This is a genomic window from Rheinheimera riviphila (assembly GCF_004005945.1).
GTDB lineage: Bacteria > Pseudomonadota > Gammaproteobacteria > Enterobacterales > Alteromonadaceae > Pararheinheimera > Pararheinheimera riviphila.
The window spans coordinates 300,983-315,860 of record NZ_SACS01000001.1; the positions used below are offsets into that span (position 1 = coordinate 300,983).

General features: G+C 51.4%; 10 protein-coding genes. 4 read left to right on the forward strand and 6 right to left on the reverse strand.

Features of this window, described 5'->3' with window-relative positions; genetic code table 11:
- Window positions 1-35: 35 nt before the first annotated feature.
- Window positions 36-683 carry a response regulator gene (locus EOE67_RS01255; protein WP_127697239.1) on the reverse strand — a complete coding sequence of 216 codons (648 nt, stop codon included), beginning with the start codon at window positions 681-683 and terminating at the stop codon, window positions 36-38.
- 93 nt (window positions 684-776) lie between these two features.
- The gene (locus tag EOE67_RS01260; protein ID WP_127697240.1) at window positions 777-2,999 is read right to left on the reverse strand and encodes a TonB-dependent receptor; all 2,223 of its coding nucleotides are present in this window, start codon (window positions 2,997-2,999) and stop codon (window positions 777-779) included.
- A 322-nt stretch (window positions 3,000-3,321) separates the two neighbouring features.
- Between EOE67_RS01260 and EOE67_RS01265 the strand changes: the two genes are divergently transcribed.
- Both EOE67_RS01265 and EOE67_RS01270 read left to right on the forward strand, forming a co-directional pair.
- Complete coding sequence (locus EOE67_RS01265; protein ID WP_240652665.1) at window positions 3,322-4,647, forward strand: GntP family permease; 1,326 nt, start codon at window positions 3,322-3,324, stop codon at window positions 4,645-4,647.
- A 12-nt stretch (window positions 4,648-4,659) separates the two neighbouring features.
- A complete protein-coding gene (locus tag EOE67_RS01270) occupies window positions 4,660-5,904 on the forward strand; it encodes an E22 family MetX-like putative esterase (RefSeq protein WP_240652666.1) in 1,245 nt (414 codons plus the stop codon).
- Window positions 5,905-6,028: 124 nt separating this feature from the next.
- Here the strand turns inward: EOE67_RS01270 and EOE67_RS01275 are convergent, their stop codons facing one another.
- Window positions 6,029-7,648, reverse strand: a complete 1,620-nt coding sequence (locus tag EOE67_RS01275) for a methyl-accepting chemotaxis protein (RefSeq protein ID WP_164852184.1) — start codon at window positions 7,646-7,648, stop codon at window positions 6,029-6,031.
- 367 nt (window positions 7,649-8,015) lie between these two features.
- On the opposite strand from EOE67_RS01275, the gene EOE67_RS01280 reads away from it, so the two are divergent.
- Window positions 8,016-8,765: a type 2 periplasmic-binding domain-containing protein gene (locus EOE67_RS01280; RefSeq protein ID WP_127697242.1), complete on the forward strand. Its 750-nt coding sequence runs from the start codon at window positions 8,016-8,018 to the stop codon at window positions 8,763-8,765.
- A gap of 21 nt (window positions 8,766-8,786) precedes the next feature.
- On the opposite strand, the gene EOE67_RS01285 is transcribed toward EOE67_RS01280, so the two are convergent.
- The 3 genes from EOE67_RS01285 to EOE67_RS01295 all read right to left on the reverse strand — a co-directional run bounded on the left by EOE67_RS01285 (window position 8,787) and on the right by EOE67_RS01295 (window position 12,589).
- The gene (locus tag EOE67_RS01285) at window positions 8,787-9,851 is read right to left on the reverse strand and encodes an ABC transporter ATP-binding protein (protein WP_127697243.1); all 1,065 of its coding nucleotides are present in this window, start codon (window positions 9,849-9,851) and stop codon (window positions 8,787-8,789) included.
- 2 nt (window positions 9,852-9,853) lie between these two features.
- Window positions 9,854-11,488, reverse strand: a complete 1,635-nt coding sequence (locus tag EOE67_RS01290; protein ID WP_127697244.1) for an ABC transporter permease — start codon at window positions 11,486-11,488, stop codon at window positions 9,854-9,856.
- 72 nt (window positions 11,489-11,560) lie between these two features.
- Window positions 11,561-12,589: a Fe(3+) ABC transporter substrate-binding protein gene (locus tag EOE67_RS01295; protein WP_127697245.1), complete on the reverse strand. Its 1,029-nt coding sequence runs from the start codon at window positions 12,587-12,589 to the stop codon at window positions 11,561-11,563.
- 242 nt (window positions 12,590-12,831) lie between these two features.
- Between EOE67_RS01295 and EOE67_RS01300 the strand changes: the two genes are divergently transcribed.
- The gene (locus tag EOE67_RS01300) at window positions 12,832-14,868 is read left to right on the forward strand and encodes a S9 family peptidase (RefSeq protein WP_127697246.1); all 2,037 of its coding nucleotides are present in this window, start codon (window positions 12,832-12,834) and stop codon (window positions 14,866-14,868) included.
- The last annotated feature ends 10 nt before the right edge of the window (window positions 14,869-14,878 follow it).

Here is a 14,878-nt window from a genome sequence, read left to right on the forward strand (position 1 = left end):
ATTGAGCCGGGTCTTTTACGACCAGCGAACAGCCGTTAGAGGTTGTCCGGCAGTTTTAGTTTTTCAAATAAAATACCGGCCAAAGTGCGGTTATTGACTTCCAGTTTGCGCAAAATCGCCGACACATGTTGCTTAACGGTGGTTTCCTGCACATTCATTTCATAGGCGATTTGTTTATTCAGCAAGCCATCGGCAATCATCTTCAGCACCCGAAATTGCTGTGGGGTCAGCTGTTCCAGGCGACTGGCAAAATCCTGGTCAATCAAATCTTTGGCCTGCGCCACGGCAGTTTGCAGTTCCGCCGGTAACCAGCGATCACCGTTCAGCACCGCCGCCACCGCATCGGACAACACTTCCAGTGGTGCTGATTTAGGTAAATATGCAGCTGCGCCTAGTTGCAAGGCTTGTTTAATCACGGCGGGATCTTCAATCGCCGACACCATCAACACGCTGATATCCGGATATTCGGTACGAAGTGCGGTCAGGCCGGCAAAACCTTCGGCATCCGGTAGTTTTAAATCCAGTAAAATCAGCTGGGTATCGGGGTTGGTGCGAAGCAGTGGCCACAGCTGCGCCATACTATGGGCCTGGAACAGCTCGGCCGAAGGTCCAAGAATAGTTTGCAACGCTTGTGACAGGGCAACACGAAACAGCGGGTGGTCGTCAGCAATAATGGCAATCATCAGTGGCCGTCTGGTAAGTTCGGGACAACAAGCATCATGAACCGGGGCTCGTGCCCCGGCAACATGTTTTTAGAACCGGTATTAAAACCAGTGTTAGAACCGGTAGCCAACAGACAAGCTCACAGTCCGTGGATCAGCGTAATAACCGGTAATGGTTTGCTCGCCAGCGAGCAGTGCAAAGTTGTAACCGGCAATCCGTACTTCTTTATTGCCTAAGTTACGACCCTGCAGTGACACATCCCAGTGACCGTCCGGGGCATACCAGGTGGCACCGGCGTTAAACAAGGTGTAGCTGCCAAAATCCAGCATCGAAGGCAGTTCGAAAATCTGCGTGTCGCTGCGGTGTGACATTGCCGCGTTGAGCACCAGCTCGCCACCGCCCACTTCCATCACATACTTACCACCAAAAGTACCGGTGAGTTTTGGCGTGTTGGCGAATGACCACAGGTTAGAAACATCAATCACTGATTGCGACGGAATATCAAACACCCGTACTTCATCAAAATTGGCGTCGGTGTAGCCGACAATCAGATTCAGTTGCAACGCATCTGTTGCTGCGAGTGTTGCTTCCAGCTCCAGACCATCAATACTGGCACTGGCAGCATTGAGCACTTGTGAAGCGACATTATTGCCAACAGCGCGCTGTACTGTCACTTGCATATCATCATAAGCCGAGCTGAACACTGCGGCGTTTAAGCGCAGCCGACGTTCAAACCATTCACTTTTGACACCCAATTCAAAGGTATCGACTGTTTCTGGCTGGTATGGCTGATCGGCGCTTGGGTTTAAGCTTTTCACCGCGCGCATATCAAAACCACCGGATTTAAAACCGTCGGTGTAGCTGCCGTAATACATCACGCTGTCAGTCGCCTGAAATTCAAAGCCCACCCGGGGTGAAAAATGATTAAAGCTGGCGCTGTTTTCGAAGTTCGTTTGCACCTGTAACACCGTGCCGCCACTGACCCGTGGGTGTTTGTTGCCTAAGTACATAAAGCGGAACACATTGGCGTCTTTGTCATCTTTGGTGTAACGACCACCCAAGGTGAAGGACCACTGGTCACTGTACTGGTAAGAGCCTTGTGCATAAGCGGCGATGGAATCGGTATCGACACAACCCCCGTTTTCCACCGTCACACCAGCACCGGCAACGATTACAGTGCCAAAAGCGCCACAAGCTTCGCCGTTAAAGCTATACAGACCAGAAGCAAATTTCAATTTATCGCTGTTGTACAGGAACTGCAGCTCGTGCGAGGTTTGTTCGTCTTCATAAAACGCCGGCACGTCTAACGAGGCTAAACGGGTCGAGTCAAAGTCGATATTGGTGTCCGTCACGCCTTCACGTTTCGCCGAGACTGCTTTGATGGTCCAGTCGGCATTGACATCCCAGGTCATGGTCAATGACTGACCGCTGGTTTCGACCGAGTTGTCTTCCGGCATTGAGGTATTGGAATCAAAGACGTTGCTTGGTGGCGCTTCTTTGGTCAGTAAACTTGGTGTCAGACGATGGCCACCTTTGGAATTTGAATCATCCTGAGTGTCATCGGCGGCAAAGGCAAACCGTAAATTATCCATAGCCTGATATTGCAGGCTGATGCGACCGGTGACGATATCTTTATCGTAGTTTTCCGCGCCGGTATTTAAATAAGTACCAAAACCATCACGTTGATAAACAGCACCGGCAGCGCCGATAAACAGTTTGTCGGTAATGGCGGTTTGACCGGACAGTTTTAAATCTTGTTGGCCGTAACTGCCTAAAGTACCACGCACCGCGAATTCATTATCGCCACTCAGTGCTTTGGTGACATATTTCACCGCACCACCAATGGTGTTGCGGCCGTATAAAGTCCCTTGTGGGCCGCGCAATACTTCGATGCGTTCCACGTCATAAATATCCAACGCTGCGCCTTGTGGCCGCGCCATATAGACGTCGTCGATATAAATACCGACACCTGGTTCAAAACCCCACAGCGGATCTTGCTGGCCGATGCCGCGAATGTACGCTGTTAAGGTGCTGTTGGTGCCACGCGACACTTGTAACGTGGTATTCGGCGAGTACTGCTGCACTGAAGTGATGTTCTCAATGCCTTTTTGTTTTAAGTCTTCAGCACCGATGGATGTGACGGCAACCGGCACCGTTTGTAGATTTTCGGCAGTGCGCCGGGCTGTGACCTGGATCACTTCCAGCGCGGCAGACTCTTTGTCTTTGGCTGCTGCTTGTTGCTGGGCAGCGGCTGGTAATGCCGCGCCAAACAGCACACAACTGATGGCAACGGCGAGTAAAGTAGGTTGTAAGGCTTTGTTATTGTTATGGGCCATAAGGCTTCTCCTGCTGATCGGCTATCTTATTTGTAAATTATGTTTGGTTCAATTTTTGGTAAAAACGTATTTGGTTGTGAGGTGTATACCCAAAATCATTGAAGTTGCAGGTAGGCGACAAGTGATTGAGACCCCAGGAGCATAGTTGTCCTATGTGACTGGGGCGAAAGCACGAAGTCAACAACCCTGCAGCTTCAATGATGAAGGGGATTGTTGTCTCTACTTTAGGCCTATCTGACCAAATGTTAATCTGTACCTTAGTACTATAGAGATGTGAAGGCGGATAGATCAGACTGCAGAAAAAGCGAAGAAGGATGTTTTTATGCTCGATGCTGCTCTGGGTTCGATGCTTGGCATGGCAGGTCTGCTGGCGGGTTTATTGCTGCTGATTTTGCTGACCATGCGTGGGTTTAACCTGTTTATTCTGGCGCCGCTCTGTGCCTTGCTGGTGGCGGTGACCAATGGTATTCCATTCTGGCAGACGGCTGGTAGCACTGATTTTATCCACGGTTATATGAATGGTTTTGCTGGTTTTGTCAGCGCCTGGTTTTTAATGTTTTTATTAGGTTCTTTGTTCGGCAAACTGATGGAACATACCGGCGCTGCTGATGCGGTGGCGCTCGCGATCATCAACAAACTGGGGAAAGCCCACGCCGTGGCGGCAGTCGTTTTAGCCTGTGCGGTGCTCACTTATGGTGGCGTCAGCGTGTTTGTGGTGGCGTTTTCGGCGTACCCGATGGCGGTGAGTTTATTTAAAGACGCCAATCTACCGAGGCGGTTTATTCCGGCCGCCCTTGGCTTGGGTTCGGTGACCTTCACCATGACCTCAGCCGGTTCGCCGGAAATTCAAAACTGGATCCCGATCCAATATTTAAAAACCTCACCTTATGCCGGCTGGGAAGTCAGCTTAGTCGTCGCAATTTTTATGGCCGCAGTTGGTTATGCCTGGCTGCGCAATATGATTAACAACGCCGTCGCCAAGGGTGAAAAGTTTGAAGGACGCGACAGCGACCCAATCGTCGGTGGCCGTGCGCTGCCGCATCCAATGCTGGGGATTATTCCATTGTTGGTGGTGCTGGGTTTATCCAACTGGCTGCATCATAGTCTGCAACAAGCGGCGCTCATTGTTGCTCTTAGCGGTGGCGTACTGACCTTGTATTTATTAAATCGACGGTATGTGCAGAACCTGGACAAAGCACTGAATGATGGTGTCACCGGCGCGTTAATGGCGATAGGCAACACCGCCGCTGTGGTCGGTTTTGGTAGCGTCGCCAAGTTAACGCCGGCCTTTGATGCCGTGGTGCAACAAATGACCCATCTGCCGGGCCCTGAACTGTTAGGCGCTGCTGTTGCCGTCAGCGTGATCGCCGGTATCACTGGCTCTGCCTCCGGTGGACAAGTGATTGCACTACCAGAAATCGCCCCGACTTATCTCGAACGAGGAGTGGACGCCGAACAATTGCACCGGGTGGTCGCCATTTCATCAGGCGCTTTGGATTCACTGCCGCATAACGGTTATGTGGTGACCACTATTCGTGCTATCTGTGGTGAATCGCACCAAAATGCTTATGGCCCGGTGGCGATTGTGACGGTGATTGTGCCGCTGTTTGGCACTTTGCTGGCGATTGGTTTATTTGAATTGTTTTAACCGGAGTTGCTGATGTCTGTTTATATGTGCTCGTTTGATCTTGCAAAGCAACATCGTATTGCAAAACCCGGTTTTTGGCTGACTCTGGCGTTGTTACTGAATCTGTCGCTGCTGCTGTTTATGTTCCAGGCCGCCGCGGCAGAACCTTTGTTAGTCAAAAAACAAGCCTTTGAAATCAGTAACTTTAGAACCCAAAACCAGCAAACCATCAGCAAAGTGCGGGTTGGCTGGGAAGCCTATGGCAAACTCAACGCCGATAAATCCAACGTCATTCTGATCACTCATTATTTTTCCGGCACTTCGCATGCCGCTGGTAAATATCTGCCTCAAGACGCAGTACCAGGCTATTGGGACGCCATTATTGGCCCGGGCAAAGCCATTGATACGAATAAGTTTTATGTTATCAGCAGCGATACTTTGGTCAATGCGAATGTCAAAGACCCTCATGTCATTACCACAGGTCCGGCAACGATCAACCCCGCAACCGGCAAGCCCTATGGGCTGAGCTTTCCGGTCGTGACGATCCGTGATTTTGTTGAAGTGCAGCGTGCTTTGCTCGATAGCCTTGGTATCAACAAACTCTATGCAGTGATTGGGCCTTCGATGGGTTCCTTTCAGGCGATTGAATGGGCCACTGTTTACCCGGAACGGGTGCAGCGGTTAGTGCCGGCCATTGGCACTGCCTATATCGACGCCTGGACCGCAGTGCGATTGGAGCGTTGGGCGCAACCCATTAAAAACGACCCACACTGGCAACAAGGTGATTATTACGGTAAAACGCAGCAACCGGAAGCAGGCCTCGCCCGTGCATTGGCGTATATCACTCAGGATGCCTCCAACCCACAAGGTTTTAACAGCCGCTATCCAGACATAGCAACGGATGCTGCCGCGCATCAGGATATTCTGGCCGAGCCACTGGCCTGGCAACAGCTGCTGGCACAAGCCAAATTAAGGGCGGTGCAGCAGGACGCTAATCATTTGCTGTATCTGGTACGCGCATCGCAACTATGGCGCGCCGGAATGGGCGATAACTGGCAACAAAGTATCAGACAAATCAAAGCCAAAACTTTATTTTTACCTGCCACCGGTGACTTATTATTGCCGCCAGCAATGGCAAAACTTAGTCAACAACAGCTGCAAGCTACGGGAAATCAGGCGACGCTCACGGAAATTCCGGGGCAATGGGGTCATTTAGATGGGGTTTTGGGGATTCAGGCGGTGGGTTCGCAGCTGGCAGAGTTTCTGACACAGCCTTAATGTTGATTATCATGGTGCTTTGTTGTTCTGCTTTGTTTGACGGCTTAGTTTTGCGGCTCTGTTGTTTTGGCAACTCCCTGCCAGTTGCGACCAGACTGATGCCTTCAGCCTGGTCGCTTTTTTATTACAGCGTAAAACGCGAAACCGCCTGTGTCAGCCCGCTGGATAAGGCTTTTAACTCATGCGCGACTTTGCTGCTGTGCTGAGTCGCTTCGCTATTTTGCGCCGACATACCGGCAATTCGCTCGATATGCCCAGCTACTTCCTGACTGGCCGCATTTTGCTCATTCAGACTTAACGAAATTTGCTCAATCACGCTTAGCACTTGCTTAAAGCTTTGTTGAATTTCCGCGATGGCGCTGCCCGCTTGCGCCGCCAGCTCCACGCCTTGATTTACTTGCACCACGCCGGTGCCCATTTGGCCAACGGCATCAGAAGTACCGGATAAAATCAGCCCAATCATGCCGGAAATTTCGCTAGTTGATTGGGTGGTCCGCTGCGCTAGCATCCGCACTTCATCGGCCACCACCGCAAAACCACGGCCTTGTTCACCAGCTCGCGCCGCTTCTATCGCCGCATTGAGTGCCAGTAAGTTGGTTTGGTCGGCAATACCTTTGATGACACTAACAATATTGGAAATTTGTTCGGACTGTTTCCCCAGCTCTTCCATCCGGTTCGACGCCGTGCGCACCACCACGGCAATCCGCTCCATACTGGCCACGGTATTGTTAATCACGGTGCCGCTTTGTTCGGCACGCTTACCGGAATCGGTGGCAATTTGATGTGCTTCTGATGAACTGCCGGACACATGATTAATACTGACACTCAGCTCTTCCACCGCTGCTGCAATCGACGATGAAGCCCGCGATTGTTCATTGGCAGAGGCATTGAGCTCTTCAGCGGTTGAAGCGACCACTGAACTGGCTGAACTTAATTCGCCAGCCGCATGTTTAATTTCGCCCAGTAACTGACAAAGCTGGGTTTGCATCACATCAAGCCCCGCCAGCAATTCGGCAACTTCATCACCACCGCTGCTATCGATGCGGTTGTTTAGGCGCCCACCTGCGACTGCCGCCACCAGATTTTTCGCCACCGCGAGCCGTTGTTGCAGGGTGTTTTTCATATAAATTGCCATGCCAATGGCGACCACTAAAATCAGTACACCGCCAACAATCAAACTGGTAAAAGCCAGGCTTTTTGCCGCAGCAGCATCAGTGCTGCGGGTTTTCAGCTGAGCCCGCTCCACATCCATAAATTCGTCCAGCTCGGCGCGGATTTTATCCATATACATTTTGCCTTTGCCTTCAGACACAAATGCAATCACCTGCTGGCGTTTCACCGGATCATCACCCGCGTCGCGACGCTGAGTTACCGCAGGCTCAATCGCATTTTCGAGCCACTGTTGGTACTGTTCTTCGATATCATCGACCAAAGCGGACTGCGCAGTATTACCGCGCATATAGTGTTTTAGTTGTGAAAGTTCGGCCTCGGCGCCTTTTTTACCGTCAAAGTAAGGAGCTAAAAAGCTTTCCTGACCGGTGATCACAAAACCGCGTTGCCCGGATTCAATGTTCATTAAATCTGCCGCTAGTAAGGTTCCTGTGCGGATAACATCATAGGTCTGTTCATTCAGCTCAACCGCGGTCTGCATTTTTTGCATGCTGCTTAAAGAGGCCAAAGTCGATAATAAGACTAACAACAATACAATTCCAAACGACAACATTAACTTCTTAATTAAGGTCATAGCGATTCCTATTTTGGCTTTGAGGCAGACAAGCAAACGGATGACTGGCAAAGTCAGGCATGAAACGTCCGTGGCTTGTGATGATGACGGCTGGGGGATCTGAATTGTTACAGTAACGGAGCCCTCATCGACCAGCATAGCCTAATTTGCCAGCCGAAACCGTTTAGCGGCGCTTAAACTGTAATTAATTCCAACCCTGAAGCTTTCTAAGATAGCGGATCAGTGATGAGCTTAATGTTGAACATTCCTTTTGCGGCGGAACATTCAGTTTATTCGGACAGAACCCAGCTATAATAACCACCATCTGAGTCTTATCTTTTCCTGTTGTATGCATGTATGTAGTCTGATTGGATCTAGCCTGCTTGGCTTGTTGCTGTTTAGTAGCACTGCGCTTGCGACGGTGCCGCTGAAATTTTGTTATGAAGATAAAGTCCTGTTTCCCTATTATCTGGGCAGTGGTGCCCTGATCCCGGCCGATCGGCCTGGCGCGAGTATCGAACATTTAAAATTATTAATGCAAAAGGTGCCGCAACTGCAGCTAGAACTGGTGCGGATGCCCTGGAAACGCTGTCTGGCAGCGATGGCGAATAACGAAGTCGACGCCATCATCGCCAGTTATCATCCGGAGCGGGCCGAGTTTGTCCGGTATCCACTGTTGCAACAACAGCCTGATCCCAAACGCGCATTTGCCGAACATCAAACTTGCTTGGTCAGTCGTGAAGACGCCGAATGGAGTTGGGATGGCAAGCAGATTATTGGTGGTAATGAAATTGTGATTGGCCGACCGCTGGGTTATGCCGCCATCACCAGCCCGGTCGGACAGAAGTTTCAGATGCACTACACCCTGTCCGGCACCATGGATTTAGACTTGCTGAAAAAAGGCCGCATTAACGCCGTCACCACTTTATGCAATATCAATGGTCAACCTTTTATCTCCAGTTTTATTGTAGAGCGTGGCTTAAAAGTGCTTTATCCGCCGCTTTATAGCAACACCGGTTATCTGGTATTCAGTGTCGATTTTTATCAAAGACAACAAGCTTTGGCCACGTTGTTATGGGAACAACTGGCAGTACATAAAGGCTCTGATATCTATCAGCGTTATCTGAACGAGCAATAACGGCGATGGTTGCGTCTGGATTTAGGCCTGATTCACTGTTCTGGCAAAACAAACCAAATCATCAATTTGCACGCGGATGCCAATCATTTCACCCAGTTGATGCTGGTGGTGGCTCGGCGCCAGGCAGCTGATCTGCTCATTTGAGCCTTGTGCAAAGTCTCCCACCTGCAGCTGATACAACATATGAGCGCCCCGAAAAGCCCGGCTCAGCACTTTTGCCCGTAGCGGACTGGCATCGTCATGCAGAATATCATCCGGTCGTACCAATACATCGACGGCGCAGCCTGCGTCGAAGCCGGTGTGCTGCGGTTGTTGGAACACGCCAAGACAAGTTTTCACCTGAAATCCATCGAGCATGTCACCGCGGATCAAATCGCCCTGACCGATAAAATCGGCGACAAAACGGTTGGCCGGTTGATGATACAGCTGATACGGCGTGCCCCATTGTTGCAAGCTGCCGTGCGCCATCACGCCAATCCAGTCGGCCATGGCAAAAGCTTCGTGCTGGTCGTGAGTCACCATCACCGCTGTAATATTCAGCTGCTTTAAAATGCCACGGATATCCCGCGCTAGGCTGTCGCGTAGGTCTGCATCTAAACCGGAAAATGGTTCATCCAACAGCAATAACCGCGGCTCTGGCGCCAAAGCGCGGGCCAGCGCCACCCGCTGTTGCTGACCACCCGACAGCTGATGAATATAACGCCCCGCCATACCGGATAACCCAACCAGCTGTAGCAGTTGCTGCATTTTTTGCTGTTGTTGTGCTTTCGGTTGGCGCCACAAGCCAAAACAGATATTGTCGCCCACGGTTAAATGCGGGAACAACGCGTAATCCTGAAACACCACGCCAATTTGACGTTGCTCCGGGTTTTGCTGCACACCCAGCGCACTAACAACTTCGCCCGCGACCAGCACCTGGCCCTGACTCACCGGTTCAAAACCGGCGATGGCACGCAGCAAACTGGTTTTACCGGAACCGGACGGGCCGACCAGACAGCCTATTTCACCGGCTTGTAGCGTAAAACTGATGGCTTTGACCACCTGCGATGATTGATAAGCAACACTGACCTGCTGCAGCTGTAACATGGTTATTCCTTGTTCGGTGTTTTATCCAGTGCTTTTGCCAGCAACATTACCGGCACCAACCCGACCAGAACTATGGTTAAAGCAGGCAAAGCGGCTGCCGCCAAGCGCTCGTCGGATGCCAGCTCAAAACTGCGCACCGCTAAGGTATTAAAATTAAATGGCCGCAGTAACAACGTTGCCGGCAGTTCTTTCAGCACATCGACAAACACCAGCAAGAGCGCGCTGAGCACCGAGCCGCGTAATAACGGCACGTGTACCCGCCACAACACTTGCCGCGCATTCAGACCTAAGGATCGCGCCGCTTGATCCATGCTGGGCTTTATTTGCCCGAGCCCGGCTTCAATGCCTTGCAACGCCACCGCCAGAAAACGCACCGCATAGGCCAGCAATAATGCAAACAAAGTCCCGGAAAACAATAAGCCGCTGCGAATACCAAACTGCTGCTCCAGCCATAAATCGAGCTGATTATCGACCGCACCCAGCGGCAACATCACGCCAATCGCAATCACCGTGCCGGGAATGGCATAACCCATGCCCGACATCCGCACCATCAGCTGCACCAGCCAATGTTTATGCAGCCGCATGCCATAAGCCAGCAGCAGCGCCAGCGAAACCACGAGTACAGCAGAGCCCAGCGCCAGACTAAAGCTGTGCCACAACAAGCGGCCAAATTCGGCACTAAATAGCGTTGGCCATTGCGCAAGCGCCCAGAGCGCCAGTTGCGATGCCGGTATGGCAAAACCCAACAGCAATGGCAGCAGTGCCAGTATCAAAGCCAAAAGCGCTTTAAAACCAGAAAGTTGTGTGTACCGCACCTGTTGGTGCGCTTGCCCTGAATAATAAAAATGCAGTTGTTTACGTGAAGCCAGTTCCAGATAAATGAGGAGCACCACCATGCTGCACAACAGCGCCGCCAGCTGCGCAGCGCCTTGCTGCTGGCCCATGCCAAACCAGGTGCGGAAAATACCGGTGGTTAAGGTCGGCACGCCAAAATATTGCACAGTGCCGTAGTCGGCAAAGGCTTCCATCATCGCCAGCGCCATGCCAGTCACCAGCGCTGGCCGCGCCATCGGCAAGGTCACCCGGAAAAAATGCTGTCTGCGGTTCAGCCCCAAACTAAGACTCGCTTCGGCCAACCGCTGCGACTGTGCGGCAAAGGCTGTGCGCGCCAGCAAATAAACGTAGGGATATAGCACCAGCGACAGCAACACCACGGCGCCGCCTAAGGAGCGGATTTCAGGAAAATAATACTGGCCATAACGCCAGTTGAAGGTCTCGCGCAGCAGGCTTTGCACTGGGCCGGCAAAATCTAACAGGCCGGTGTAAGTATAAGCAATGATATAGGCTGGCATTGCCAATGGCAGCAACAATGCCCACTGCAGGATGTTTCGCCCGGGGAAACGATAAAAAACCACCAGCCAGGCCAAAGTGGTGCCAATGAATAAAGCGCCTGTGCCAACGCCAAATGCCAGCAACAAAGAATTTTGCAGGTAATCCGGCAATACTGTGCTGGTTAAATGCTGCCACAATTGCCAATCCGGTTGCAGCGCACTCTGCAACACCACCAACAGTGGTGTACAGAGCAGAAGACACAACAATAGCAACGGCAGTTGCCGCAGACTTAAGTTATAACGCATGCAAGCTGACCGCTGCGACCGACAGTTGCAATAACGTCAGCACCAATACTTGAACAGAAAGCTCCACCAGGCTTATTTCCAACCCGCCTGGTCCATCAACAGCAGCGCTTTGCTGTTGAGCTCACCCAGTTTCACCAGCGGCAACGGATCCGCTTTAAAAGTGCCAAAACTTTCCAGCACCGGGCTCCACTTCACACCAGCCAACACCGGATATTCGTGGTTGGCAGTGGCATACCAATTTTGCGCTTCAGGTTGCACCATATACTCGATCAACTGCTGCGCTGCGGCTTTGTTTGGCGCATGTTTTGCCACGCCAGCGCCGGAGATATTAATGTGTGCGCCACGGTCGTTCTGATTAGGCCAAAACACTTTCACTTGTTTTGCCGCTTTGGCGTCAGCCGGTTCGTCAAACATGCCGGCCAGGTAATAAGTATTGGCGATGGCGATATCACAAACCCCAGCCGCTGCGGCTTTAATCTGGTCGCGATCACCACCTTTGGGCGGCTGCGCAAAATTCGCTACCAGACCTTTGGCAAAAGCCAAGGTTTTTTCTTCGCCAATACTGGCAATCATCGCCGCCAGCATCGACTGGTTGTAGATATTGTCAGACGAACGGATACAAATACGGCCGCGCCACTGGTCTGACGCTAAATCTTCCAGTGTCGATAATTGTTTTGGGTCTACTTTGCCTGGAATATACAGCACCGGCCGCGCCCGCATCGTCAGTCCGAACCAATGCTGCGCTGGATCGCGTAAATGTGCCGGGATCGCTGCGTTCAAAGCTTGCGAAGCAATCGGCTGCAACAACCCCTGAGTCTGTGCCCGGTACAAGCGGCCGACATCGGTGCTAATCAGCACATCGGCTGGACTATTGCGCCCTTCACTGGCCATCCGGCTAATCAGCTCATCAGGCTTACCGGTAATTAAATTCACTTGAATACCGGTTTGGGCGCTGAACTTATCCAGCACCGGCTTAATCAATTCTTCCTGACGCGCCGAATAGACATTCACCTGCGCAGAAGCTGCATGGGTAGAAAAAGTGGCAATAGCGGAAAAGGTCGAGAGTCCGGAAAATAACAAGGCCAGCACAGCATGTTTCATGGGTTGCTCCTTTGATTTAAAAAACGCGCAATTGAGGCTGTCGACAAACAGCGCCAACTTTCGAGACGCTAGTATAAACATGAATACAAATGGTTCTCAAAAATTCGTCGCAGCGTTTGTGGGAACAAGCTGATTAATCACAGGGTATCATCCGTTAATCCCATGTCGGGCGGGATGGGTTGCCAGTTGGCCGCTGCTTCGCCTATGCTACAAACCACTTTTGAAATTTCAGGTAGATAACGATGAAATTCACCAGCACGATCAGTATTTTAGCATTATTTACGACAGCCACGATCGCCGCGCCTACCCCACTTACCGCCGAAAAAGTCTGGCAAGTGGCCAGACCGTCTGGTTTAACGGTGTCGCCGGATGGCCAACGTGCCATATTCAGCCTGACCAAATTTGACCTGACTACCGACAAAGGCAACGCTGATTTACAGTTGCTGGAACTGGGTAGTGGCAAGATGACGGCGCTGACCAGCCATGCTGACAACGACACGCAACCGGCCTGGAGCCCGGACGGCCGCCAGGTGGCATTTCTGTCCAAACGCGGCGCCGACCAAAATCAGTTAATGCTGATCAATGTGTTTGGCGGTGAAGCCAAAGCGCTGACCGATTTACCGGTTGCAGTGACAGCGCCAACCTGGTTTAACGATGGCAAAAAGATTTTGTTTGTGGCCGAAGTGCCCAAAGATTTTGACGGCGATTTTAACAAATTAAAAACCAGGCTCGAAGCGGAGAAAAAGCAAAAAACTACCGCCAAGATCAGTGAAAACCGGGTTTATCGGTTTTGGGACCATTTTTTAGATGAAGGGAGTTTCCCGCAATTTTTCAGTCTGGACGTGGCAAGCGGTGACATTCGCCAGCTCTCCGCAGGCTTTAATAAAATCATGAATTTGCAGGGGAACCCGCAGTTTGATTTATCGCCGGATAACAAAACCATTGCAGTGTCGGCCAATAGTTCCGAGCCTCCGTACAACCGGCTGAACCAGGATATCTATTTATTAAGCACCGACGGCAGCGGCCAAGCGGACAACATCACCAGCGCCAATCAAGCCGATGACAGCAACCCGGTGTTTAGCTCGGATGGCAAAACTTTGGTGTACGGCGCGCAAAAACGGCTTGATTTTAACAATGACAACGTCAAGCTGACCCATTTTGACCTGACGAAAAAAACCGCCACCGTGCTGGCCGCCAATGTTGATCTGTCGCCAACCGACTGGTATTTCTCCAAAGACGGCAGCATGCTGTATTTCACGGCTGACGATAAAGCCAAACAATCGTTGTTTTCAGTGCCCACCCAGGGCGGCGCGGTGAAACAAGTGTTGCGTCAGGGCAGTAATGAGCAATTCCAGCTGGCCGGTCCACAGCAGTTTGTGCTGGTGCAACACAGCATGAGCCAGATGCCGGAAATTTTCCTGCTCGACAATAAAAGCCGCACCTTAAAACAAATCAGCCAGCTCAATACCGCACTGCAACAACAAACCAGTTGGGGCAAAGTGGAAGAAGTGTCATTTGCCGGTTCGGACGGCAAACCGGTGCAAATGTTTATTACCTATCCGCCTGATTTTGATACCAATAAACGCTGGCCGTTACTGAATGTGCTGCATGGTGGCCCGCATAGCTACTCTGGCGACAATTTTGGTTATCGCTGGAATTCCCAGGTGTTTGCCGCTGCCGGTTATGTAGTGATCCAACCGAACTTCCACGGCTCCAGCAGCTTCGGTGAAGCTTTTACCGCCTCAATTCATGGCGATCACGCCACCAAACCTTTTTATGATTCCGAAGCCGCCGTTGACTATATGGTGTCGCGCGGTTTTATCGACGAAAGCCGGATGGCCGCTGCAGGCGGTAGTTATGGCGGTTATCTGGTGAACTGGGTTGCCGGTCATAGCAGCAAATACAAAACGCTGATCAGCCACGCCGGCGTCTACAACCTGATGGGGCAATTCTCATCGGACATTACCCAGAATCGCTCTGAAGCTTATGGCGGTTCACCTTGGCAAAATACCGCGTCGATGCAGTCAATGAATCCGGCCATGTTCGCTGATAAATTCCAGACACCGATGCTGGTGTTACATGGTGAGCTGGATTACCGGGTGCCGGTCACTCAGGGGCTGGAACTGTATGGTGTGCTCAAAGGTAAAGGGGTTGAAGCACGGTTGGTGTATTTCCCCAATGAAAACCACTGGATTTTAAAGCCAAATAATTCATTGCTGTGGTACCGGGAATTTACTGGCTGGCTGGAGCGTTATATTGGCAAAGGTGCGACGCCTTAGTCCACTAAGC

Bases quoted from the DNA above. Each gene is read 5' to 3' on its own strand.
- EOE67_RS01260 (WP_127697240.1), bottom strand. From the start codon at position 2,999: ATGGCCCATAACAATAACAAAGCCTTACAACCTACTTTACTCGCCGTT.
- EOE67_RS01275 (WP_164852184.1), bottom strand. From the start codon at position 7,648: ATGACCTTAATTAAGAAGTTAATGTTGTCGTTTGGAATTGTATTGTTG.
- EOE67_RS01255 (WP_127697239.1), bottom strand. From the start codon at position 683: ATGATTGCCATTATTGCTGACGACCACCCGCTGTTTCGTGTTGCCCTG.
- EOE67_RS01270 (WP_240652666.1), top strand. From the start codon at position 4,660: ATGTCTGTTTATATGTGCTCGTTTGATCTTGCAAAGCAACATCGTATT.
- EOE67_RS01290 (WP_127697244.1), bottom strand. From the start codon at position 11,488: ATGCGTTATAACTTAAGTCTGCGGCAACTGCCGTTGCTATTGTTGTGT.
- EOE67_RS01265 (WP_240652665.1), top strand. From the start codon at position 3,322: ATGCTCGATGCTGCTCTGGGTTCGATGCTTGGCATGGCAGGTCTGCTG.
- EOE67_RS01300 (WP_127697246.1), top strand. From the start codon at position 12,832: ATGAAATTCACCAGCACGATCAGTATTTTAGCATTATTTACGACAGCC.
- EOE67_RS01295 (WP_127697245.1), bottom strand. From the start codon at position 12,589: ATGAAACATGCTGTGCTGGCCTTGTTATTTTCCGGACTCTCGACCTTT.
- EOE67_RS01285 (WP_127697243.1), bottom strand. From the start codon at position 9,851: ATGTTACAGCTGCAGCAGGTCAGTGTTGCTTATCAATCATCGCAGGTG.